Raw genomic sequence first — 22,987 nt, forward strand, 5'->3', positions numbered from 1 at the left:
CACGGCTGATAGTATTACTGATGATTCAAAATTAGCCGCAGGGTGGGTTCTACGAGAGTGCTAAAAAGCACTCTCGTGGTTTATACCCAAAGGCCGAAGGGGGTGGTTTGCTTAGTCAAGGCCTAAGGGTGTCGAGGCCGAAGGGTGACAAAATTGTATTAGTAAATTCTACTGGACAACCTATTGTTTTAATAAGTGCTACTGATCATCGTAAGGGTTATCCTGGAGGACTGCCAGAGTTTCCACAGGAATGGTCTGATTATTATAAGTCGCAAAAGCCCTGATTAAATTAAACAGTGCCATAAGGGCGATGATGAAGAAGACCAATTTTCTCATTTGAAAGAACCTCCTGAAGCGGATAAGCCTGTGGACTGACTTCTAATCGACAATAGTCATGTTAATGCAGATAGTCCATAGGATCAACACTTTTTTTAGCTTTAAACAGTGAAAAATGGAGATGTGTACTAGGCGCATATCCAGTTTTCCCGACTTTCCCTATCACTACACCCTGTAATACTTTATCATTTTTCATAACAGAGATTTCACTCAAGTGAGCATAGAGACTTTTATAACCGTTTCTGTGATCAAGAACAATGAAATTTCCATAGGAATTATTGAAACCTGCGGAAATGACGGTACCACCAAAAGATGCCTCTACGGGATCTCCTAAATTCCCCTTGATATCAATGCCGTTATGAAAAGATTCAATCTGAGTCATGGGATCTCTATAGGCCCCAAAAGGCCTCAGCATTCTTCCCTTGATTGGAAAGATATACAGTTGACCCGTTCTGCTTCTGATTTCTTCATCACTCAGTGCAGTATCGGGTAAAAAGAGTTCCTGTTCGGGAGTGACCGTCAGAAGACCATCAATGATGGGAATAAAGGGGTTATATCTGACAACCTGGTTTATATCAAGATGGTATTCATCAATCAGAGAATCCAGAGTTTCTCCTCTTTTCACCTGATATAGAATCCCATCTGTTTCCGGAAGAATAAGTATATCTCCTTCCTTGACATGACGGATGCTTTCCAGTTTGTTGAAGCTGATAATGGTACTGATGCTGACAAAATAGCGTTGACTGAGAGAAGAAAGTCTATCCACTTCGGTCATTATATATTTTTGATGAGGCACATCCCAGAGAATGAGTCTTTTGTCATCGGCCAGTGATGGAAGAGTGATTGACGTTTCGGCTCTTAATGTTTTTATTTCTACTTCAGCGTTATCACCGTCTCCCGGGAGAGACAGATTCCGTAGATTTCCAAAGTAGAAGGTTTGCTTATAGGGAAGATCTGTACCCAGTACAAAGAAAAACAAGCAGGAGGAAAACAGAAATACAGACATAAAAGGGCTGATGATGGAAAATAAACTACTTATTTCTTCCTCTCCCCTTGAAAGAGTCCTGTATACCTCTGGAGAGGCCTGAGTTGTTTTTCTGTACTTTTTCTTCAGCAAGGACGGGTTAAAGTCCTGCCGATTGGCTGTGACAATCATAATTCTCTACTCGAATATATCGACAAAACAGAAGGGGTATATTAATATAAGTTGAAATATGAATCACAAAACAATTGTTCACAATGGAGGGATAGCAGCAGCAGTACTGGCGGCAGCTGTTATATGGTTCTCCTGTTTCGATATTCTGCAGGTGCAGGAAATATCCATGGAGCCAGAAATTCACCATGGTCAGACTATCCTGGTGAACAAGATTGCCTATCGCTTTCCTCTGCTCAACAAAAAAGGACCTTCAGCAGAGGATGTTATTGTTTTCAAGAATCCCTACGATCACCAGCTGGTTGTAAAACGATGCCGCCTTATCCCGGGAGACCTCATCAATATTGATGAGACAGGATGGCTCCTTGTAGGGAAAGAGCGGTATTTTTTAACTGACAGGCAGAGAGAGTTACTGTCGGGAATTGAGAGAATACCCGAGGACACGGTATTGGTACTGGGAGATAATTCCTTCCATTCCGTCGACTCCAGAGATTACGGCTGTGTTTCCATTGGAACCATAAGGGGAAAAGTTATCAACATTTTCGGAGGAAAAAACAGCCATTGATCACCGGAAATAAACGCTTCCGCATATTCCTCACCATACTCCTTGCTGTTACGTTCATACTGGTACTTCAGTATGCTCGGATCATGTTAATCAGCCCTCCTCTCAGCCCTCTGGATACCCCGAGTTTTCCAGAGCTTCAACGGGGGGAGATATATGACAGAAACGGGAAACTCATGGCGATACAGACCAGGCTGGATTCGGTGACCGCCTGGATTCCCGAGATCAAAGACAACGACAGAACGGCAGCTCTCCTTGCAGACGCCCTGTCACTGGACCGGGAAGATCTGAAAGTCCGCTTCAATGATGCTTCCCGTCAGGGATTTCTCTATATCAAGAGGCAGGTTTCACCCACTGAATCCAAGTTAGTCAATGAAATGATTCAGTCTGGAACCCTCCCGGGAATACGTCTGGAACCGGATCAGGGACGCAGTTATCCCGAAAAAGATCTTGCCGCTCATATCATAGGGTATGTGGGAACCGACAATATCGGCCTGGATGGAATCGAATACACATTCAACCAGGTCCTTGCCCCCCCTGAAATCAGTACAAACGATGATGAGATCCTCTATGGGAACGACATATTCCTGACGATTGATCTGAACACCCAATATATTACCGAACAGATTGCCCGCCGGGCCATGGAAGAACATCAACCCGAAGGAATGATGATTCTTGTGATGGGAGCCCAGACAGGAGAGTTGTACAGCTTTGTATCCCTGCCCTCATTTGATCCTAATAATTTTTCTAAATACAGCGCAGCTCAGCGGAATAACCTTCCCGTCACCTTGACCTACGAACCTGGTTCTGTCATGAAGATTTTTTCATTATCCAGTTTTATGCAGCTGGGAGGGATCAGGCCGGATGACATTTTTGATACCCGGGGAGGCTATTTTCCCGAAATATTTCAAAAGTATAAAATATCACCCATCACCGACCTGGGAGCCTATGGAGTACTGGATACGACTGGTGTGCTGATCCACTCCAGTAATGTGGGTACCGCGCTTGCCTCAGACAGTGTGGGGCAGAAAGAGTATTACAATATGCTTAAGAACTTCGGCTTCGGAGGCAAGACAGGCATTCCTCTGCCCGGCGAATCCAGCGGGATTCTCTCAGACCCGTCAAAATGGTCAGTCCGGTCAAAACCGACCCTGGCTATTGGCCAGGAAATCGGTGTGTCCGCCATGCAAATGATCACAGCAGCCACTGTTTTTGCCAACGGCGGGGAACTTCTAAGACCCAGAATAGTAAAAAAGGTTGTTTCTTCTTCGGGAGAGGTCATCAAGGAGTATAAAAGGGAAGCCGTCAGAGAGGTTCTGTCACCTGAGGTGGCCGAGAGTATGCTTCTGATGATGGAGCAGGTTGTCTCCTCTCCAGAAGGTACTGTGCGGAGAGCCCAGGTACCGGGTTTAAGGATTTCAGGAAAATCAGGAACCGCCCAGAGGATTGATCCCGAAACAGGAACCTATTCCGATACAGATTATATGTCTTCTGTCCTGGCCCTCTTTCCAACGGAAGATCCGAAACTCATTGTGTATGTCATTCTTCAGTTCCCCAAGGGCCGGAGCATTTATGGAGGCCGGATAGCCTCACCCATCGTTAAGGAACTCGCAGAGAGCCTGTCTCCCTACTACGGTATACCCATCGAAGGCAATCTGCTTCTCAAACATGACGGCCGTGTCCGTCTATCCACACCCCGTAATGTGGCTCTGGGATCAGAACTACCAGATTTTACGGGATTCTCCAAGAGAGAAGTGATGGCGGCTCTGGAAGGCAGCTCCATCCCCCTGAATCTGAAAGGAGAGGGATGGGTAGTCTTCCAATTCCCACCTGCCGGAGAGATCATCGACGATACAACAACAATGTTCCTGGAATTCAAATGAGTTTTTATCAAAAAAACAGGGATCTTCTGGTCTCTCTCTTCCCTGGAATCTCTGACAAACTGAATAATCCATCTTTAGATTCCCCCCCTGCCCTTGTTGTTGAGACAGTGGAAACGAAGGATGGTCAGATAAGCATCCGCAGGGAGAAAGGGACCTGGCTTCACTCCACTCACTCCCCCTTGAGGGAAGCCTCCCGGCTGATTCAAAACAGCATTCCCGGGACCTGCCCCTTCTGCATTTTTTATGGCTTCGGCCTGGCCTATCATCTGGACATATTTATCAGCCGTCACAGGGGAGTCCCTTTTGCCGTTGTTGAACCGGATGTTGCCTTATTCAATTACTGCCTGGGCCTCAGAGATTTTTCTTCTGTTTTTCAGTCTCCCGGTTTTTCTCTGGCATTAGGTGCACCAGCTGAAGCCATGCCGGCGCTGCTGGAGGGAAAACCTTACAAGGATATTCAGATCTGTATGCTCCGCTCTGTCGTAGAGAATAACCGGGAATACTTTAAACTCTGCGATAGAACGGTACAGGAGTATTTCTCCAGAAAAGAGATCAATGCGAACACCCTGAATAAGTTCAGCCGTCTGTGGGTCAGCAATATCTGCAGAAATCTCCCTCTCACCGTCAGGATTCCCGGAGTGTGGACCCTGAAAGAAAGGTTCAAAGGCATTCCCGCCCTGTTACTGGCGGCCGGCCCCACCCTGGAAGAAACCCTGCCTCTTCTGCCGGAATTGAGAAAACGGATGCTTCTTGTTTGTGTGGATACAGCCCTCAAGGCCTGCCTCAGACGGGGAATTGAACCTGACTTTCTGATCCTCACGGATCCTCAGTACTGGAATTCACGGCATATGGACCGCTGCAGGACCCGGAAAACAATCCTGATCAGTGATGTATCGACCTACCCGGCTCCGCTCTGGGCGTTCGAAGGCAGGGTCTTCTTCTGCTCCACTCCCTTTCCTCTGGGTCAATTCTTTGAATCCAGAACCGAAATTAAGGGAAAACTGAAATCCGGAGGGTCCGTGTCTACGGCAGCCTGGGATTTTATCCGTCACTGCGGCGGCAGGGAGATTTACTGTGCTGGCCTGGATCTCTCCTTTCCCGATGGAGAGACCCACTATAGAGGCAGCACCTTTGAAGAGAGGATTCACGGATTCAGCGAAAGGACCTCTCCGGTAGAAACTGGAAGCTGGCTGGCCCTGATGGGTGGCAATCCTTACCAGGGGAAAAATCATCTGGGAGAACCGGTTCTGACAGATCAAAGGATGAAAATTTACATTCATTGGTTTGAAGAGCAGATGGCCTGTTTTTCGGATGTCCGGACACAGCAGTTATCCCCGAGAAGCATTGCCCTGAAGGGATTGGGATGGGAGGATTCGGAACGACTCCTCTCCCTCCCGGAGATCAGGGAAACAAAAATTAATAAAAAATTGGATGATCTTTCCAATATCACCAGCGGCGTGACCGAGGAAGATCTCAAGAACTCCCATTCTCAGCTTATTACCGAACTGGAGGATCTGATTGCCCTCACGGCGAAAGGAAGCAGGATATCAAAGAACCTTTTGGAGTCTGGAATTACTCCGGGAGATCTGGATGAGCTGAATCAGATTGATCAGGCCATTTTAAACCGGGAAAGCAGAGAAATGGCTGGTTTTATACTGGCTCCTATCCTGGAAGAGCAAATTGGGGGAACCAGAACAGATTCAACGGAAAAAGAGGTCCTGACCCGCTCTTTAAAGCTCTATACCGAACTGAATACCAGCCTTGTTTTTCACCGTGATCAGATTATCAGAATAGATTTATAATAATCAGGGCTGAATTTCAAGATCACTTTTACCCGTTACTGGTCTATGCAGTTCCTAAAAATTTACCTGCTTCTTGGAATATTTGTATCCATAATATCCTGTCAAAAATCTCCCGGCGAAAAAACCTATTCCGAGTATGCCCGAGCCCTGCAATACTACTATCAAGGCTACATATCAGAGGCTGAGGGCCTCTTTGCGGAAATACAGAATGAGTTCCCCCATTTTTATCAGAACACCAGGATGTACGCCAAATGCCTGTATTATCAGGGAAAACAGGAGCAGGCGGCAAAGTTCTGGATGATTCTGCAGGAAGAAAATGAAATGGATATTGACAGCATTAAATGTCTGACCTCCTATTTAGTTCAAAAAGGCCGCTCAGTCGATGCAATACCCCTTTTAAGAACAGGACTATCACAATCGTCTCAGGACCCGATGCTCCTCTACCTGATGGCGCAGTGCAGATGTCTGGAGGGAGATGTGTCTCAGGGATTGTCCCTTCTTCTTTCGGCAGTCACTGAAATGGAAAGACAGGTTGTTATTCCCCTGGAACTGGCCCGTGTCTACCACAGTTTTGGTTTTACCAAAGAAGCCCGGGATGTTCTGGAGAGGTATTCTGAATACCTGGGAGAAGATCATCCCCTCCGGCCGGCGCTGACCGAATTAAGCTCATCCCTTGAAACAGGGATTCAACAGGAATAAAAAACCCGTCCAAGCCGGACGGGTTTTCAATTTTTGCAGAACATACACTATTTTATAACAAATCTGAAAAACCGTTTTTTTCCTGCCTTCAGTATGATTTCCTTCTCGCCGCCTTCTTCCACAACAAAAGAAGTGTCAATCCGGGCATCCACATCGGTCATCTTATCACCGTTTACGGCGGCTCCATTCTGACTGACCAACCGGCGTGCCTCACTTTTTGAGCTGCTGAGTCCGGATAAGACGTAAAAGTCCAGAATATTGAATCCCTTTTCTATTTCAGAAGCGGCCAGATCGACTGTGGGCATCCCCGACTTGTCCTGGACTCCGACCGTACTGAAAGCCGCTTTGGCCCCTTCCAGTGCTTTTTCGGCTTCTTCCTTTCCATGAATAATCTTTGTCAGTTCAAAGGCCAGAATCTCCTTGGCTTTGTTTATCTCCTGATCTTTGAGAGATCCTAGACGCCTGCATTCTTCCACAGGCAGGAATGTAAAGAGGAGGAGGAATTTCTCGACATCCGCGTCGGCCACATTCCTCCAATATTGGAAAAAATCGTAGATGGATGTCATTTCGGGATCAAGAAAAAGGGCTCCCTTCTCTGTTTTTCCCATTTTTTTGCCATCCGAACGTGTCACAAGAGGAAAGGTCAAACCAAGAGCCTCTCCGCCGTCCACCCGTCGGATCAGCTCCATCCCGGCCACAATATTGCCCCACTGATCGTCACCGCCGATCTGGAGAATACAGTTCTCCCGGCGGTACAGTTCCAGAAAGTCATAAGATTGAAGGAGCTGATAGTTAAACTCAATAAAGGACAGCCCCTTCTCCAGTCTTTTTTTATAGGCCTCAAAGGTCAGCATACGATTGACCGAGAAATGCCGGCCGATGTCCCTGAGAAAATCGATATAATTCAAGGAAGCCAGCCAGTCGGCGTTATCTACCAGTTTCGACTTACCATCATCAAAGCTGATAAACTGGGCAATCTGCTTCTTTAACCGTTCCGCATTGTCCTTGATCTGATCAATGGTGAGCATTTTCCGCATATCGCTCTTTCCCGAAGGATCTCCGATTCGGGCGGTTCCGCCTCCCACCAGAATGATGGGCTCATGCCCTGCCTGCTGCAGGTGATGCATGGCAAAAAGGGGAATAGTATGACCGATGTGCATGGAAGGGCCCGTCGGGTCCACTCCCACATAGATACGAACCGGTCCCTCATCAAGTTTTTTATTGAGCAGATCGACGTCTGTACACTGTTTGAAAAATCCTCTCTCTTTGAGAGTGGCGAGTGCCGCATTCATAATAATTATACCCTCTTGTACTTCTTCATTTCTTCTTTGAGTCTGGCTGCCAGACCTTCCCGGGGAACACGAATCTGCTCCATAGAATCACGGAATCGGATGGTCACGTCATTGTTGTCTTTGCTGTCATAGTCCACAGTGATACAGAAAGGGGTACCGATCTCATCCTGTCTTCTATAACGTCTGCCAATGGCTCCTGACTGATCATAGAAACAGTTGAAATCTTCGGAAAGTTCCTTCTGAATATCCTTGGCCAATTCTGCCAGACCATCTTTTTTCACAAGAGGGAGGACCGCCGCCTTGATGGGTGCCACATTGGGATGCAGATGGAGGACGGTTCTAATATCAGGATTCCCGTTTTTATCTTCTCCGATGGTTTCTTCATGGTAAGCATCCATCAGACAAACCAATACCGATCTGGTCAGACCTGCTGATGTTTCGATGACATAGGGGATATAGCGTTCATTCGTATGAGGATCCAGGTAGTTGATTTCTTTACCACAGTATTCACCGTGACGTCTCAGGTCAAAGTCTGTCCTGTTGTGAATCCCTTCCTGTTCTTCCCATCCAAAGGGATACTTGTATTCCACATCGTAGGCATCTTTGGCATAGTGGGCGAGTTCTCCAGGACCATGCTGATGAAAGTGAAGATTTTCAGGGAGAACACCCAGCTGCTGGGTGTAATAATTCATTCTCTGCTCTTTCCAGTATTCGAACCATTTGTCGTCATCACCGGGTTTCACGAAAAACTGCATTTCCATCTGCTCAAACTCACAGGTTCTGAATATAAAGTTCTTTGTTGTGATTTCATTTCTGAAGGCCTTGCCAACCTGGGCGATGCCAAAGGGAATCTGCACACGGCTTGTGTCAACCACATTCTTGAAATTCACAAAAATACCCTGGGCTGTTTCGGGTCTGAGGTAGACGATGGAACCTGAATCGGCGACCGGTCCCAGATGAGTTGAAAACATGAGGTTGAACTGGCGGGGCTCTGTTAGCTCACCACCGCATTCAGGACATTTTTTACTTTCAATGACTTCGGGAGTCAGCTTGTCTTCCCGGAATCTGGTCTTGCACTGCTTGCAGTCAACAAGGGGATCCGAAAAATTTTCGACATGTCCCGAGGCTTCCCAGGTTTTAGGGTGCATCATGATGGCCGCATCCAGCCCCACGATATTTTCCTGGAGACGTGTCATTTCCCGCCACCAGATTTCCTGAATGTTCTTTTTCAGTTCCACACCGAGAGGACCGTAATCCCAGGTGGCCGAGAGGCCACCATAAATTTCACTGGAGGGATAGACAAAACCTCTTCTCTTGGCGAGGGAGACTATTTTCTCCATGGACGCACCGAACTTGTTGCTGATCTGATTTGTTTTCTTTTCTTTGGCCATTTTTTTTCCTTTCTTCCTAGTACCAGTTATGATTTACAGGCCTGGTGTTTTTCCCGCTCAGGGCCGAAGGGTCATAAGGATCTGCTCTTTCAAAGCATTTAATCTCTGTATTGCCTTCTCAACCCCCAGGAGTCTTATGGACTCAAACAAGGGAGGAGAGATATTTGTACCGGTAACGGCAACACGGACAGGCTGCATGACCTGTCCCATTTTCAACCCCATTTCCTGGGATAAATTATAAAAGGCCTGTTCGTTCTCTTCCTGACTGCGGCTTTTAAACCCTTCCAGAAGGGCCGCGGCGGCGTCCAGGACAGCAGGAATCTGTGACAGCTCCATCTTCTTGGGCAGAGCATCTTCGCAGTTATAGCTTTCAAGATCCTTGTATAGGAATCTAATCATTTCTGAAACATCAGTTGTAAACTTTAAGCGTTCCTGCACCAGGGGAAAGGCTCCGTCCAATATGGCCGTCTCTTCTTCTGTCATAGGATACGAAACAATACCGTCTTTCTGAAGAATGGGAATAAGAAGCTCCAGAAGGGATTCTTTACTTTTCATACGAATGTACTGACCGTTGAACCATTCCAGTTTTTTATAGTCAAATACGGCTGGAGCCTTATTTATTCTTTCCATAGAAAAGAGTTGTTCCAGATCTTCCCTGGTAAAAAACTCTCTGGAATCATCAAAGGACCAACCCAATAGAGAGATATAATTTATGATGGCCTCGGGGAGATAACCGGTCTTTCTAAAATCAACAAGAGAGGTTGAACCATGCCGTTTGGAAAGTTTTGATCCATCTTTTCCCATCACCAGGGGAAGATGACAGTATTTAGGGGGAGTCCAGCCGAAGGCTTCATACAGGATGACATGAAGTGGTCCTGAGGGTATCCACTCCTGGGCTCTCATAATATGAGTGATTTCCATCCTATGGTCATCGATTACATTTGCCAGGTGATATGTGGGAAAACCATCCGTTTTCACAATAACCGGATCCGGACTGACGTCACTGTTTTTCCGGGTAATGTCCCCCATAACTTCATCGTGGAAGGTCGTTTTCCCTTCAAGGGGAACCTTCAGACGGAGAACACAGGATTCACCCGCTTCTTTCCGTGCAAGAGCTTCGGCAGGGTCCAGGTCCCGGCAGTGACGATCATATCCCTGAACACTGGACTTATTTTTTTTCTGCTCTTCCCTTACGGATTCCAGTCGTTCAGAACTGCAGAAGCAGTAGTATGCCTTATCGGTTTTCAATAGTTTCTGAGCATAATCCTGGTAGATATCAAAACGTTTGGACTGCTGATAGGGACCGAACTCACCTTTGCCGGGGCCCTCATCCCAGGGGATATCCAGCCAGTCCAGGGTATCATAGAGATCCTGAAGAGCTTCATCGTTGTACCGTTCCTGGTCAGTATCCTCGATTCGGAGTATAAAAGAGCCGCCATTGGCTTTTGCAAAAAAGTAATTAAAAAGCGCCGTTCTGACTCCACCGATGTGCTGTAAACCGGTGGGTGACGGAGCATATCGAACACGCACTGACATGGTAATTCCTTAGCCTTAGAGATTGGATTATTATACTCCCCAGTCCAGAGCGAGTAAACTACCCCCTCCGGTCATAAGCATGTATGAGACCAAGAATGCTCTGCATCTCAGACAGAGTCATTGATCGTCAAAAAAAAGTATCTAATTAAAAAAACCCGTTCCGAAGAACAGGCTCTGATATAAAATTAAAAATTTATTTTACTCCCTAGCACTGGTAGCGGGATTCTGGTTTACCAGATTATCGACTTCACTTTGAATCGTCTGAGACTTCTGAATAGACTCATCCATGCCGGCACCCTCATCCCTGGTATAGCTGATACTGGCATTCAAGTGAGCAATACGAGTATTATTCTTTTTAGTCTGAACAATATTTCTGTTGATATAGCGAATATTTTTTTCTACTGATAGATTATGGAGTTTTATCTGGGCATTCAATTCTTGATTTTTCTGTTCAAGAGCATATCGCTGGGATCTGTTGGTAGAAATTTGAGAGTTCAGCCTGGCTTTCATATCTGCATCATTAACACTCTGCATGATGCTGTACAGTTCACCAGCCTGACTGCTGATCTTTCCCTGAGTAACGAAAATATTTCTTTTAAGACCTTCCATCGCCTCAATTTCATTACGGAGAGTGGTGTTTTCTGATTCATACTGGCTGTTTTCATCTGACATGGCACTGTTTTCTTCAGTCAATGCATCAATTTCTGCCTGTGCTGAAGGAATATCGACGGCTTCGGGTGAAGTCTGGGCAAAAATGGTTCCTGTCGATAAAACAAGTACCATAAGAAATAAGAGGGATTTACGCATTCGGATGCTCCTGAAACTAATCTTTTTTTATATTTAACTAAAATTATAACTGACAAAATCAAACCTTACAAGATTAAAAATTATCAATTACTCTTGAATGTAGGTTTCAAAGAAGCTTTCCAGCCTGTTTGCCACCAGAGACAGAACTTCCAGATCCGGAAGAAAAACCATTCTAAAATGATCCGGTTCTTTCCAGTTAAATCCTGTACCCTGCACAAGGAGAGTTCTGGTTTCTGTAAGGATGTCATATATCAGCTTTTCATCATTATGAACATTGAATTTCCCTGCATCGATCTTTGGGAACATATAGAGGGCTCCCTGGGGTTTGACACAGCTGATTCCGGGTATGGATATGAGCTTTTCATAAAAAAAATCCCGTTGGTTTCGCAGCCGGCCGCCCGGAGCCACAAGATCCTTGATGCTCTGATATCCACCCAGGGCTGTTTGTATACCCAACTGAGCCGGAACATTGCTGCACAACCTCATATTCGACAGAATATCCAGCCCCTCAATATAATCTGAGGCGATTTTCCTGTTTCCGCTGAGAATCATCCATCCTGCCCGGAATCCTGCGGCTCTGTAAGATTTACTCAAACCGTTGAAAGTAACAATTAAAATATCGTCAGCCAAAGAGGCCATGGGAATATGAACTGAATCGTCATAGAGGATTTTGTCATATATTTCATCCGAAAAAATAATAAGGTCATGTTCACGGGCAATTTCAATGATGGCTTCCAGGATTTCTCTGGGATAGACGCTTCCTGTCGGGTTATTGGGGTTGATAACAACAATCCCCCGGGTATTCTCATTAATCTTACTCTTAATATCATCCAGATCGGGATACCAGAGCGCCTGTTCATCACAGGTATAGTGGACTGCTTTTCCACCGGCCAATACGGATGCCGCAGTCCAGAGAGGATAATCGGGCATGGGAATAAGGATCTCATCACCGTTATTGAGAAGACCGTGCATGGCCATGGAGATGAGTTCGCTGACACCATTTCCCAGATAGATATCGTCGGTGTCCACACCCTGAATCCCCAGCCGCTGACATTCGTGCATCACAGCCTTTCGGGCAGAGAAGACACCCTTTGAATCGGAATATCCCTGAGCCTCCAGTAGATTCAGAATGATATCGTGCCGGATTTCATCAGGAGCATCGAATCCGAAGACCCCGGGATTCCCTGTATTCAGTTTGAGAATTCTATACCCTTCCTCTTCCAATCTCATAGCTTCTTTCAGCACAGGACCGCGTATGTCATAACACACATTGTCCAATTTATGAGACTTCTTGATCAACATTGTTCAGATCCTTTATTTGTTTTCAGAAACACTGCCATACAGCCAACTCTGACTGTCATCCAGAATACTGGAGAGCAGCAGAACCACAATATTATTGTTTTTACTCTTGTGAACTTCTTTCTGAAGGCTATTTCTATCAGGAAATTTTTTCAGAAAATCCTGTTTATTCCGTTCCTGGACCTCATCATAATCATTTCCTGAGATTGTGGAGACAAGATACATGGACAAAAGGCGCAGGATAGAGTCTTTGTCCTGAGAAGACAGATCAGACAGATAGGGATTAGCTTCCTCCAGTTCTTTACCGGACAGAAGTAAAAATGAATAACACCACTGCAGCCAGGGCAGATCCCTGGGGGCTCCCCGGTTGATACACTCCCTAAAAAAGGCCTTGCCCTCTTCTTTATTCTGATTCAGAAGGTAGGGTATTCCCAGCATGGCTCCATAACGGCCCAGCAGATTCGGCTTTTTATCTCCAATTTCTTTTTCCAGCCGGATGATCTTGTCCAGGTTGGAAATAGTGAGAGATGTGTTGATCATCATTCTGATATTTCGTGAGCTTAATTTCTTCTTTTCGTATACTTCATTTTCAAGATAAGCGGTCAGTCCGGGCCAATCTTCCTTCTCCAGGAGAGAAAACATTTTCCAGTTGATCATGAAATAGGCATCAAGTACCGATATAAAAAGTAAAAAGATCAGGGCAAGAAACCAGTTTTCTACCCAGAATATGCGAGTATATTCTCCGCCGAGAATAAATAACGGCATTAAAGCTATAAAAAGGAATGAAAACAGGATGATTCCGTTAAACAGGAAAAAAATGGTTTTAAACTTCATCAATGTTGCTCCTATAATAAAAAATAGTGTAAATTATATCCAGAATGGGGTCAACTAAGTTGGAAAATGATCAAAAGATGAACAACATTGAAACCAGAAGCCTGAAACAGGGAATGTACTTTGAATCTCCAGTATTCCTCGATGAAGGTTATGTATTGCTTACTCCGGAAACGCCTGTCTCTGAAATGCTGTTGAAAAGCCTGATTGCATGGGGTTTCACGACTCTGTTAACCGAAGGTTCTCCCATCGGTAGGGAAACTCCCACTCAAGGCGGTCCGACCTCCAATGTGCAAACTGCCACTCTGGATCAGAATGTAAAAGAAAAGGAAGGTCTGAGCAGGGCCCGAAAATTTTTTATGGAAATGTACCGTTTCACTGATAAGATATTCTCCAGATTCAAGGATGACAATATCCTGAATCTGAATGCCATGACAGAAGAAATAAAAAAAGCCATCACCATGATCAGGGAAAATGACAAGTATGTCCTGCGTTTTCAGGAAATAGTACCACATGAAGGCAGTGAGTACATGATCAACCATTCTGTTAAATCAACGATCCTGGCACTGACTATCGGTGAAAGGCTGAAAATGCCAAATCATAAACTCATAGAACTGGGAATTGCTTCCCTCCTTCATGAAGTAGGAATGCTCCAAATTCCGAGCAGAATCTACGATAAGGAAGGAGCCCTGTCCGAAGGCGAGAAAAAATTGATCAATGCCCATACCCTTCTCGGGTTCAGGTCTCTAAGAGATTTCTCTCTTCCCAGAGACATCCTGTTAGGAGTTCTGGAGCACCATGAAAGGACTGATGGTTCCGGTTACCCTCAGGGTCTTTCTACGGCTCGGATTTCACAGTTTGGTAAAATCATAGCCGTTGCCTGTTCTTATGACGCTCAAATTTCAAATAGACCATTCAGATCCGGACGGGACGCCCATACAAGTTTGACCGGTATGCTGAGAGAGATGCGTTCCCATTATGATGAAGACGTGATGAAGGCTCTGCTGGGTATTCTTTCCATCTATCCTCTAGGCAGTTATATAACACTGAAAAACGGATATACCGGAATCGTAACCGAGACAAACAATGCAGATTTTCGTTATCCCACAGTCAAAATACTATTGGACAAAAATAAAAACATCCTTCAGGATCAACCTTCGGTACAAACCAGTGAGGCCGGAGAGATGAAGATAGTTTCCGTGCTGAACAATTCTGAGATTGAAAATATCAAGGCCCTTTTACAGACTAAAACCTGATAATCCTTGACAGAGACAACCTGGCCCTTTATTTTTGTTTTGTTCCCCTCCACATAAGAGCGGGTATACCCTAGCCTAAGAGAGTGAAACATGTCCCGGAATATAAAAAAACTACTGAATAAATACCTGTCAATGTCAGCAGAGCATCCTGAAAAAGAGGAACTGACTCTCATCCTTCAAAAAAGGATTTTCTCCCCGGCCCTGCTGGCAGGTTCTGATTTCCTTTCCCTGGATCATCCTCTGAAAAAAGAGGCCATCATCCTATCTGATGCTTTTGAAGCTCTGACAAATGGTATGATCAATGATGAAATCCTCAAAGAATTATCCACGATTCCCCCTGTATCTCTGATGTATCAGTGGAAAATCCTTATCCAGGCTATTTCTGCCTACTATTCAGGCGATTTGGACAGCTGTCTGACACTTATTGGGACTATCCCCGAAGAAATGGCTCCCGCAGCCTTTAAGTCTCTCTTTCAATCCCTCTTAATAGAAGAGTCTCCCAGCTCTCCCTGGTACAGCCTGACAAGGTCTATTGTCGAGGATAATGATGAACTCCGGGATTCACTGGATCTCATCAGAGACTCCACGGAGAGCGAAGAGATTCTGTTGGATACGGCGGGAATGATTATCACTTATATCAACCGGGATGATCCTGGAACCGCCGAGAAAATAATGATCTGGTGCCTGGAGCACTTGCAGGAATCAGACATTCTTTCGGAAAAAGCAATTACAAAGGTCAAAAAGCTCTTTGGAGATCAGCAGGGCTACAGACTGGCTGCTCTCACATCCTTGAGCTTTGATCCGGATAGAAGCCTCATATACTGGATTCATTCCCTGATGGCCTATCTTGAACAGAGGAATACAGATATCAGCTTTGTGACGGCCTATTTGAATATTATCAAGGATGTAGCGGAATCAGTAAAACTTGAGTTTGAACTCACAGATGAGTATATAAGGCTGCTGGCCAGTCTCATCACAGAACTATCGGAAACCCTGTATCATGTCTATCCTCAAATTCAGGGAGAGATCACTCTGGATGAAGATCCCTTTCAGAGTATTTTTCAATTGGCAGGCATAAAAAAAGCCCCACGGACAGCCGGTCAGACAAGAGAGATTGTCCAACCACTGGTTCAGCTGGAGTTATTTGCGTTTTAAAAGGAAGAGAAGCAGTGAATACCATGGATTATTTTAACAGCACCCTGGATCCCTGGAAGGTTCTGGGAGTTAACCGTGATGCGGATGATGAAGAGATTGAAAAAGCCTGGAAGAAAATATCCGGAAGCCGGCATAAGGGTGATAAAATAGGCTTGGCCTATAAGATGATTGCCACAGAAGAATCTAGAGCCCAGTGGTTTCTTCTGTCTCCGGGAAGGCAGGAAAGTCTGGAGGGTATCCTTGAAGATTTACCTCTGCGTCCCAAGTATTCAGGTCCTGGAATCTGGTATAAAACACTGGAAAATGTCCTGAATCTGGAATCCTGAAATTGAGCGAACATGGAAATTTTACCAGGAGAAGGCCCTATGAAAAAAGAACTGCTGCTGACGCCCGAAGAGGAAGCTGAACTCCTTCAGCAGGGTGTGGATGTGATCTTATCCCTGTCCATACTGAATGATTACAATCAGGGTCTGGCTGGAAGAACCCCCCCGGAGATTCCAAAGGGGATTCCTGAAATTGACGGAAAAGCCATACTTGATTTGAAAAAGAGTGATTTTTTTCTGTTCAGTGATGATGAAATTTCGCACTTTAAACAATCCTATCCGGAAGCGGCATCTTACCTGAATCCGCTCAAAGGACAACTCTCCAGGGCAGATCTGATAAAAGCGGGCACAGCACTTCTGCCCCGCTTTGCCTATGGCTTTTTGAATGGCGGATCTGCTACCTCCTATGGTGATATAAAAAAAAATAGAGGATTCAGCCCGGATCTGTTTGATTTATATGAAGAAGAGTTTACTCGATTATCTGCTCATTCCAGAGGAAAACCCAAAGGCGTTACTCCTGGTTTTCTCCAGGCTGATGGTCTTGCCGGTCCGTCCTATATGGAATTGAAACTCCGCTCCCTTCTGGTACTGATAAAATCCTACAGAGATCTGACTGGAAAAGAAGGAGGAGATGGAATCCCCTTCTTTCAGATGACCAGTGTATCAAACGATGAGGAAGTCCAGGAAGCCCTTCACACATACAGGGAGAGTCCCTGGCTCAAAGACCTGGCAGCCTCTCTGAACATACCGCCCTTTGAAGCCTATACAGCCATGCAGCCCCTTATTACAGCCTACAGTCATAGTTCACAGGGAGAACCTAAACAGATATTCCGGAATAAAGAGTCGAAGTTTCCCTTTATCACCCTGCCGGGAGGACATGGTCAATGCTTTAGAGTTCTCAAAGAAACCTGGCAGAAGCTCTATGACAAGGGCACACGGTTTATCTCTCTGGGAAATATTGATAACCTGGGTTATACCCTGGATCCCCTCGAACTGGCTCTCCTCGCAATAAAAGACTCTCCAGCCGGATTTGATGAATCTTATAAAACAGCCGTGGATGTCAAAGGCGGGATTCTGGTTGTATTGAAAAATGACAGTTTAAGTTGTGTAGACCTTGGAGTCGGTATCAGTTTTGATGAGGCGGCAGTCCTTGAGTCGTCGGGAAAAAAAATTTTATTCAACTGTGGAACAGGTCTTTTTAATCTGACCTGGCTGCTGGAAAATATTGATAGAATCGTGTCAGATCTGCCCCTTCGTTTCAGTGATCAGAATAAGGATGCCGGTCTCTACTCCCAGGCAGAACAGGTAACATGGGAAGTCATTGGAATGATTAAGAATCCCTTGATTTTTGCTGTCGACAAGTATGAAAGATTTCTGGCAGCCAAGATTCTGCTGGAAAACATGATGACATCAGGTCTCAAACTGGATGATCCATCCTTTCCTCATGCTGACAAGGATCTATCCCTGACTGCCAGAAACCTTCACCGTGGATTGGAAACATTGTTGAGGACACAGTATGGTCTCACATTGAAAAATAATGTATGGGTTCCCGTTGAAAGTATTACTAATCAAGGAATAAAAGATGATTGAATGCCCCCTGGATTTTGAAAAGACAAAGGGACTTATCCCTGTGATAGTGCAGGATTTTGAAAGCAGAGAGATTTTAATGCAGGCTTATCTGAACCGGGAAGCCTGGGATGAATCCGTAGAGACCTCCCGGGGAGTCTACTACTCCCGAAGCCGGCAAAAGCTCTGGCGGAAAGGTGAAACTTCAGGCCATTATCAGAATTTAAAAGAGGTCCGTGTCGACTGCGATAATGATTCTGTCTTATTTCTGGTTGAACAGATTGGCGGAGCAGCCTGTCACACAGGTCATAAAAGCTGTTATTACCGTCAATGGAAGGAGGGGGCCCTGGTGGAAACTGATAAAGCCCTTTTTAATCCGGAAGAGGTCTATGGGAAGAGTCACTGACTCCTGCGAGTATAAAAGTATACTCGATAGGGCTTCCCAGAAATATAAAGAGAATCAGGACTACTTCAAGAAACTCAAAAAAGTAAAATCGGGTGTGGTCGATCCACCCATGAGGCATCTTCACTTTGAAGTATTTAAAGAAATTGATTGTTTAAAATGCAGCAACTGCTGCCGAGGAACGGGACCTTTATTGCGGGAGAGAGATATAAACAGACTCTCCCGCAGCCTTAAAATGAGACCCGGAAGTTTTACCGAAACCTACCTGAAGGTGGATGAAGAAGCAGACTACATTTTTAAGAATATGCCCTGCCCCTTTATTCAGAATGACAATCTCTGCATGGTTTATCAGGAAAGACCTGATGCCTGCCGTAATTTTCCTCACACAGACGGGATGTCCTTCAAAAAGTACAGCTCTCAAATGCTTGAGAATACCAGGATCTGCCCCGCAGTTTATCTCAGATTTGAGAGGATGAAAAAAGAGATTCCCCTATAAAGTCCGGCAGCAGATAAAACTCTATTATTTCTGAACGGTACGTCTGTTTCTTCTATAGGGATTGATCCTGTCAAAGGGTCCATTGGGGCTGATTTCGCTCCCCATAGGATGATAGACTCTCAATTCAAAGTGAAGGTGGGGTCCTGTGGACTTACCTGTGCTGCCGATTTTTCCGATATAATCACCAGCTTCAAGGACTGAATTTTCTTCCAGATCAATCTCGCTATCCATATGGGCATAAAAGCTGCTCCAGTATTTTGCCTTGGGGTAGAGTTCCAGGACATCGGGAATCAGTTCGTGCCGCACTTCAGCACTCCATCCATAGACCCAGTCGAAACCCGACTCCACAAGAGTTCCCTTGTAGACGGATTGAACAAAACCAGGTTGGCTTTCATCCCGTATAATCTCATTGTTATCCGTGATTTTAATGATGTTATCCAGATTGATCAGATCCACAGCCAGGTGGGGTTTGACACCACCGTAACCCAGGGGGGATAGACGATGTTCTATAAATCCGCTGGAAATCATAAAGACACTCTCAGCATCGCTGGCAGTCCCGGTATTGACGGGTAGAATCAATCCGGAAAAGACTGGTTGATAATGATTCATAGAGAGTCTGTTACTTCTGTCTGTCGCCATAAGTGTCTCTGCCTGATCATTGTTTTCAGGGAGACGTGACAGTTGATAAACCATCTCACCATAGGTGGCGGCTTCATCAATTCTGTCTGCCAGATACTCATAGGCCGTAGCCCGGGAACTGCTGGATCTGGGAAAGCGGGAAGCCAGCCAGCGAAGGTTCATTGAAGTCTGCTTCTTGTTGAACTCAAAAGCCTCTTTCTCCTGAAACACGACTTCTTTGAGATTGGCTAGTTCCAGATTGATGCGTCCCATTTCCGAGCTAAGGTCATCAATTGTTTCATTGCTTGACCGGGAGGTGGAGCTGATAATATCATTCATTGTCAATACAGTTTTCAGCATGCGGCCATACTGCATGGTAGATATAAAAAGAGATAAAAACAGTACAGCCATGACTAATCCAGCCGCAGACAAAGTGAAAACCCGGGCTGATTTATTTTTCAAAAGATTTGTAGCATCCAGAGAGTGAGTCCCTCTGGGAGCAACCGGGACGTCAAACCGGGGGGTTGTACCCTCTTTTATGCCTTCCAAACGCTCCAAGAGATCCAGAAGCTCAATGGTCAAAAGTTCGGAATCCAGAGAAGCTCCGTTCCTTCCTGCATTCTCCATGACCCATCCATCATGGTTAACAAACAACCAGTGCCTATGGGTCATTCTGTTGCCTTTGAAAGCCAGAACCTGTTCATCCAGGACGAGAGTATGGTCGTCTATTTGAGAGAGAGATAAAGAATATGTACAGGATTCACCATTGATGAGAGTCTGATCATCTTTTCTGATCAGACAGTTACTCCGTCCATGCAAAAACAGCTGAACCATGTGACATATTCGGTTTGTAATTGTTATAGCTTTTGAATCGCTATGAGATATATTCATTGTCTCCTGTTCCTATGTTATTGCGGGAAAAATAATATATTTTTTTGGCAAAGTCTATCAAGAAGTAAAATACTGGAATTCGGGTATTTCTTGATAAAATAGAGGATTATTGAATCAAAAGAGGTATTTAATAAGATCGGAAACTCACTTTAGAACGTTTCAGCTCTTTAGCTTTCCCAAAACCTGATAGGCTGAATCCAGTATTTGGATAGTGGACTCAAAGGAAATACAGGCATCCGTGATGGAGACACCATAAGCCAGTTGATTCTTGTCTTCCGGGATGCTCTGTTTTCCTTCATGAATATTACTTTCAAGCATAAACCCGACTATAGAGTCCCGTCCTCTGCTTCTCTGATCCATGATGGAATTCATGACACGTTCCTGACGGTAATACTTTTTCCCCGAGTTTTCATGACTGCAGTCAATCAGTACAACCGGTCTCAAGCCTTCCTTGATGAGGAGCTCTTCTGTATCTTCGATGATCTCTTCATAATAGTTGGGCCCCCTCTTGCCTCCCCGGAGGATAGGATGGCCTGTTTTATTTCCTGCAGTACTGAGGACACAAGTCTGACCCTTTTTATCAATACCGATAAAACTATGGGGGTGCTGAGCAGAATGAATTCCGTTTATGGCGACATCCATGCTGCCGTCTGTTCCATTCTTAAATCCGACGGGCATGGATAATCCGCTGGTCAGCTCCCGGTGAGTCTGAGATTCGGTTGTGCGGGCTCCAATGGCGGCCCAGGAAATAAGATCGGAAATATACTGAGGGACAATGGGGTCCAGGATTTCAGATCCTGCAGGAAGTCCCAGGTTATTGATTTCAAGAAGAAGCTTTCTGGCCTGTCTTAATCCTTTTTCCAGTTTATAGCTGTCATCCAGATCAGGGTCCAGAATCAGGCCTCTCCATCCCAGGGCTGTTCTGGGTTTCTCAAAATAAACACGCATGATTATACAGAGTCTGCTTTTATATTTCTCTCTCAGGGCTACGAGTTTTGTGGCATATTCCAGGGCCGCCACTGGATCATGAATGGAACAGGGACCAACAATGGCCAGCATCCTCTTGTCTTTTTTCTCAAGAATATTTCTAATTTCTTTCCTATTCAGAATAATTTGATCTTTTAAAGCATCACTGACAGGAAAGTCCTCTTTAAGATGTTCTGGAGTGACGAGAGGCTTTATTGAGCATATATTTGCATCGTTCAGTTTTTCCACTTTATCTCCCGGTATAATAAGCCCTTCAGGAACACCGGAAAAGCTGTGTTTATTAATTGTTTCTATGGTGATAAAATTAAAAATGATCTAAATTAATAAAAATTGCAAGTCATCCACGGGGTTTTCATTGAAACGGATTTTTTCAATCATTACTTTTTCTATAATATTAATGACCTCCTGCCGGACGAATCAAATGATGGAAGAAAACGGAATTTCCGAGACAGTACAAATTTCGAAAATCATTCAAAAAGAAAAGATATCTCATTCTTCAGACATTCTTAAAGAGTCTGATGATAACAACACACTTAAAGAGTCTGATGATAAAAGCACTCTCAAAGAATCAGATGATAACAACACTCTCAAAGAGTCTGATGATGACAACACTCTCACAAAAACTGAAAAGGAAGTTAAGATTGATTCTTTCATTGAGTCCATGTCGTTGGAAGAAAAAATCGGTCAGCTTTTTATACTGGCAGTCAGACACACTGCCAATGGAAAGCCCGCTCTTACTGTGGATAAGACGGTACGTTCCTTTATGGAAAAGTACCAACCCGGAGGGATCATCCTCTTTTCCCTGAATTATCAAAGCCCCTCTCAGACACGAAATTTCATTATGGAACTGCAGAACCTCAGCCCCTACCCCCTTTTTGTAACAACCGATGAAGAAGGAGGGAAAGTCAGCCGTCTTGGTAAATCCAGTCTTATGGATGTCCTTTATTTACCTCCTGCCGGTGAAATTGGAATGACCCGTGATATCCTACTGGCAGAAGATGCGGCAGAAGTCCTGGCACTGGATATGAAAGAACTCGGCTTTAACATGAATATGGCCCCTGTTGCGGATATTAGCATCCGGGGAAGTTTAAATCCTATCGGCAACCGTTCTTACAGCTCTGATCCGGAAACGGCGGCAGCCATGACGGCGGCAACGGTCCGTGGATGTAAAAAAGCCGGAATATCTCCGGTGGTCAAACATTTTCCAGGGCATGGTAATGTGACAGGAGACAGCCACAATGGTGCGGTGGCCTCCATAAGCAGCCGTGAGGATTTTTACAACAGAGACTTTATTCCCTTCAAGAAAGGGATTGAGGCCGGAACAGATTTTATTATGATAGGACATATTGCTGCACCCTCTCTGACAGGAACCAATACTCCCGCCTCCCTGTCCCATCAGATTCAAACAGTCATTCTTAGGGAAGAACTCGGCTTTAAAGGGTTGATCATCACCGATGCCATGGATATGGGTGCCATAAAGAAGAGCTATTCACCCCGGGAAGCTGTCTTAACAGCCTTTTTAGCAGGGACTGATATGATTTTAATGCCTGAAAATATACCGGAAGCCCAGGAATCATTGAGAAATGCCCGATCTTCGGGGTTATTATCCCAGGAAAGACTCGATGAATCCCTTAGAAGAATCCTGAAACTAAAATTAGAGACCGGATTGTTTGATAAAATTCAAGATTCAGAGGAAGATTT

At 45.0% G+C, this 22,987-nt stretch carries 21 protein-coding genes; 11 read left to right on the forward strand and 10 right to left on the reverse strand.

Annotation, left to right across the window (positions count from 1 at the left end):
* Window positions 1-198: 198 nt before the first annotated feature.
* Both PF479_RS13205 and PF479_RS13210 read right to left on the reverse strand, forming a co-directional pair.
* Window positions 199-336 carry a hypothetical protein gene (locus PF479_RS13205; protein ID WP_298007378.1) on the reverse strand — a complete coding sequence of 46 codons (138 nt, stop codon included), beginning with the start codon at window positions 334-336 and terminating at the stop codon, window positions 199-201.
* 61 nt (window positions 337-397) lie between these two features.
* On the reverse strand, window positions 398-1,492 hold the full coding sequence (locus tag PF479_RS13210) for a M23 family metallopeptidase (RefSeq protein WP_298007380.1): 1,095 nt from the start codon (window positions 1,490-1,492) through the stop codon (window positions 398-400).
* 58 nt (window positions 1,493-1,550) lie between these two features.
* Here PF479_RS13210 and lepB point away from each other — a divergent pair, with 58 nt between their 5' ends.
* Genes lepB through PF479_RS13230 form a run of 4 tightly spaced genes read left to right on the forward strand, consistent with a single transcriptional unit; the run spans window position 1,551 to window position 6,435 of the window.
* The gene (gene lepB / locus PF479_RS13215) at window positions 1,551-2,054 is read left to right on the forward strand and encodes a signal peptidase I (RefSeq protein WP_298007382.1); all 504 of its coding nucleotides are present in this window, start codon (window positions 1,551-1,553) and stop codon (window positions 2,052-2,054) included.
* Window positions 2,051-3,934 carry a penicillin-binding protein gene (locus tag PF479_RS13220; RefSeq protein ID WP_298007383.1) on the forward strand — a complete coding sequence of 628 codons (1,884 nt, stop codon included), beginning with the start codon at window positions 2,051-2,053 and terminating at the stop codon, window positions 3,932-3,934. Before lepB ends, PF479_RS13220 begins: the two co-directional genes overlap by 4 nt.
* Complete coding sequence (locus tag PF479_RS13225; protein ID WP_298007385.1) at window positions 3,931-5,736, forward strand: 6-hydroxymethylpterin diphosphokinase MptE-like protein; 1,806 nt, start codon at window positions 3,931-3,933, stop codon at window positions 5,734-5,736. The genes PF479_RS13220 and PF479_RS13225 overlap by 4 nt, the downstream gene beginning before the upstream one ends.
* A gap of 45 nt (window positions 5,737-5,781) precedes the next feature.
* Entirely contained in the window at window positions 5,782-6,435 is a 654-nt protein-coding gene (locus PF479_RS13230) for a hypothetical protein (RefSeq protein ID WP_298007387.1), read from the forward strand.
* A gap of 47 nt (window positions 6,436-6,482) precedes the next feature.
* Here PF479_RS13230 and tyrS read toward each other — a convergent pair whose 3' ends face one another.
* The 6 genes from tyrS to PF479_RS13260 form a co-directional block, all read right to left on the reverse strand.
* Entirely contained in the window at window positions 6,483-7,727 is a 1,245-nt protein-coding gene (tyrS, locus tag PF479_RS13235; protein ID WP_298007388.1) for a tyrosine--tRNA ligase, read from the reverse strand.
* A gap of 5 nt (window positions 7,728-7,732) precedes the next feature.
* Window positions 7,733-9,118: a glycine--tRNA ligase gene (locus tag PF479_RS13240; RefSeq protein WP_298007390.1), complete on the reverse strand. Its 1,386-nt coding sequence runs from the start codon at window positions 9,116-9,118 to the stop codon at window positions 7,733-7,735.
* A 57-nt stretch (window positions 9,119-9,175) separates the two neighbouring features.
* Window positions 9,176-10,654, reverse strand: a complete 1,479-nt coding sequence (gltX, locus tag PF479_RS13245) for a glutamate--tRNA ligase (RefSeq protein WP_298007392.1) — start codon at window positions 10,652-10,654, stop codon at window positions 9,176-9,178.
* Window positions 10,655-10,852: 198 nt separating this feature from the next.
* Window positions 10,853-11,461 (reverse strand): hypothetical protein, encoded by a 609-nt coding sequence (locus PF479_RS13250; protein ID WP_298007393.1) that lies wholly within the window; start codon window positions 11,459-11,461, stop codon window positions 10,853-10,855.
* A gap of 87 nt (window positions 11,462-11,548) precedes the next feature.
* Window positions 11,549-12,763: a pyridoxal phosphate-dependent aminotransferase gene (locus PF479_RS13255; protein WP_298007395.1), complete on the reverse strand. Its 1,215-nt coding sequence runs from the start codon at window positions 12,761-12,763 to the stop codon at window positions 11,549-11,551.
* Between the two features lie 12 nt (window positions 12,764-12,775).
* A complete protein-coding gene (locus PF479_RS13260) occupies window positions 12,776-13,594 on the reverse strand; it encodes a hypothetical protein (protein WP_298007397.1) in 819 nt (272 codons plus the stop codon).
* Window positions 13,595-13,671: 77 nt separating this feature from the next.
* On the opposite strand from PF479_RS13260, the gene PF479_RS13265 reads away from it, so the two are divergent.
* From PF479_RS13265 to PF479_RS13290, 6 genes are all read left to right on the forward strand, one after another.
* Complete coding sequence (locus PF479_RS13265) at window positions 13,672-14,847, forward strand: HD-GYP domain-containing protein (RefSeq protein WP_298007398.1); 1,176 nt, start codon at window positions 13,672-13,674, stop codon at window positions 14,845-14,847.
* 90 nt (window positions 14,848-14,937) lie between these two features.
* Window positions 14,938-16,002, forward strand: coding sequence for a hypothetical protein (locus PF479_RS13270; RefSeq protein ID WP_298007400.1), 1,065 nt, complete (start codon window positions 14,938-14,940; stop codon window positions 16,000-16,002).
* 14 nt (window positions 16,003-16,016) lie between these two features.
* Window positions 16,017-16,328, forward strand: a complete 312-nt coding sequence (locus tag PF479_RS13275) for a hypothetical protein (protein WP_298007402.1) — start codon at window positions 16,017-16,019, stop codon at window positions 16,326-16,328.
* 39 nt (window positions 16,329-16,367) lie between these two features.
* Complete coding sequence (locus PF479_RS13280) at window positions 16,368-17,915, forward strand: UTP--glucose-1-phosphate uridylyltransferase (RefSeq protein ID WP_298007404.1); 1,548 nt, start codon at window positions 16,368-16,370, stop codon at window positions 17,913-17,915.
* Window positions 17,908-18,297, forward strand: coding sequence for a phosphoribosyl-AMP cyclohydrolase (gene hisI / locus PF479_RS13285; protein WP_298007406.1), 390 nt, complete (start codon window positions 17,908-17,910; stop codon window positions 18,295-18,297). Before PF479_RS13280 ends, hisI begins: the two co-directional genes overlap by 8 nt.
* Complete coding sequence (locus PF479_RS13290) at window positions 18,281-18,790, forward strand: YkgJ family cysteine cluster protein (protein ID WP_298007408.1); 510 nt, start codon at window positions 18,281-18,283, stop codon at window positions 18,788-18,790. Before hisI ends, PF479_RS13290 begins: the two co-directional genes overlap by 17 nt.
* Window positions 18,791-18,814: 24 nt before the next feature.
* Here PF479_RS13290 and PF479_RS13295 read toward each other — a convergent pair whose 3' ends face one another.
* A complete protein-coding gene (locus PF479_RS13295; protein ID WP_298007410.1) occupies window positions 18,815-20,299 on the reverse strand; it encodes a M23 family metallopeptidase in 1,485 nt (494 codons plus the stop codon).
* Window positions 20,300-20,458: 159 nt separating this feature from the next.
* The gene (locus PF479_RS13300; RefSeq protein ID WP_298007412.1) at window positions 20,459-21,514 is read right to left on the reverse strand and encodes a 3-deoxy-7-phosphoheptulonate synthase; all 1,056 of its coding nucleotides are present in this window, start codon (window positions 21,512-21,514) and stop codon (window positions 20,459-20,461) included.
* Window positions 21,515-21,707: 193 nt separating this feature from the next.
* Here PF479_RS13300 and PF479_RS13305 point away from each other — a divergent pair.
* A partial coding sequence (locus PF479_RS13305; protein WP_298007414.1) for a glycoside hydrolase family 3 protein occupies window positions 21,708-22,987 on the forward strand: 1,280 nt, incomplete at its 3' end.

Origin of the sequence: Oceanispirochaeta sp. (genome assembly GCF_027859075.1) — a bacterium.
Classification (GTDB): Bacteria; Spirochaetota; Spirochaetia; order DSM-2461; family DSM-2461; genus Oceanispirochaeta.

Coding starts and splice junctions, on each gene's coding strand:
- PF479_RS13205 (WP_298007378.1), bottom strand. CDS start 336: ATGAGAAAATTGGTCTTCTTCATCATCGCCCTTATGGCACTGTTTAAT.
- PF479_RS13210 (WP_298007380.1), bottom strand. CDS start 1,492: ATGATTGTCACAGCCAATCGGCAGGACTTTAACCCGTCCTTGCTGAAG.
- lepB (WP_298007382.1), top strand. CDS start 1,551: ATGAATCACAAAACAATTGTTCACAATGGAGGGATAGCAGCAGCAGTA.
- PF479_RS13225 (WP_298007385.1), top strand. CDS start 3,931: ATGAGTTTTTATCAAAAAAACAGGGATCTTCTGGTCTCTCTCTTCCCT.
- PF479_RS13230 (WP_298007387.1), top strand. CDS start 5,782: ATGCAGTTCCTAAAAATTTACCTGCTTCTTGGAATATTTGTATCCATA.
- tyrS (WP_298007388.1), bottom strand. CDS start 7,727: ATGAATGCGGCACTCGCCACTCTCAAAGAGAGAGGATTTTTCAAACAG.
- PF479_RS13240 (WP_298007390.1), bottom strand. CDS start 9,118: ATGGCCAAAGAAAAGAAAACAAATCAGATCAGCAACAAGTTCGGTGCG.
- gltX (WP_298007392.1), bottom strand. CDS start 10,654: ATGTCAGTGCGTGTTCGATATGCTCCGTCACCCACCGGTTTACAGCAC.
- PF479_RS13250 (WP_298007393.1), bottom strand. CDS start 11,461: ATGCGTAAATCCCTCTTATTTCTTATGGTACTTGTTTTATCGACAGGA.
- PF479_RS13255 (WP_298007395.1), bottom strand. CDS start 12,763: ATGTTGATCAAGAAGTCTCATAAATTGGACAATGTGTGTTATGACATA.
- PF479_RS13260 (WP_298007397.1), bottom strand. CDS start 13,594: ATGAAGTTTAAAACCATTTTTTTCCTGTTTAACGGAATCATCCTGTTT.
- PF479_RS13265 (WP_298007398.1), top strand. CDS start 13,672: ATGAACAACATTGAAACCAGAAGCCTGAAACAGGGAATGTACTTTGAA.
- PF479_RS13270 (WP_298007400.1), top strand. CDS start 14,938: ATGTCCCGGAATATAAAAAAACTACTGAATAAATACCTGTCAATGTCA.
- PF479_RS13280 (WP_298007404.1), top strand. CDS start 16,368: ATGAAAAAAGAACTGCTGCTGACGCCCGAAGAGGAAGCTGAACTCCTT.
- hisI (WP_298007406.1), top strand. CDS start 17,908: ATGATTGAATGCCCCCTGGATTTTGAAAAGACAAAGGGACTTATCCCT.
- PF479_RS13290 (WP_298007408.1), top strand. CDS start 18,281: ATGGGAAGAGTCACTGACTCCTGCGAGTATAAAAGTATACTCGATAGG.
- PF479_RS13295 (WP_298007410.1), bottom strand. CDS start 20,299: ATGAATATATCTCATAGCGATTCAAAAGCTATAACAATTACAAACCGA.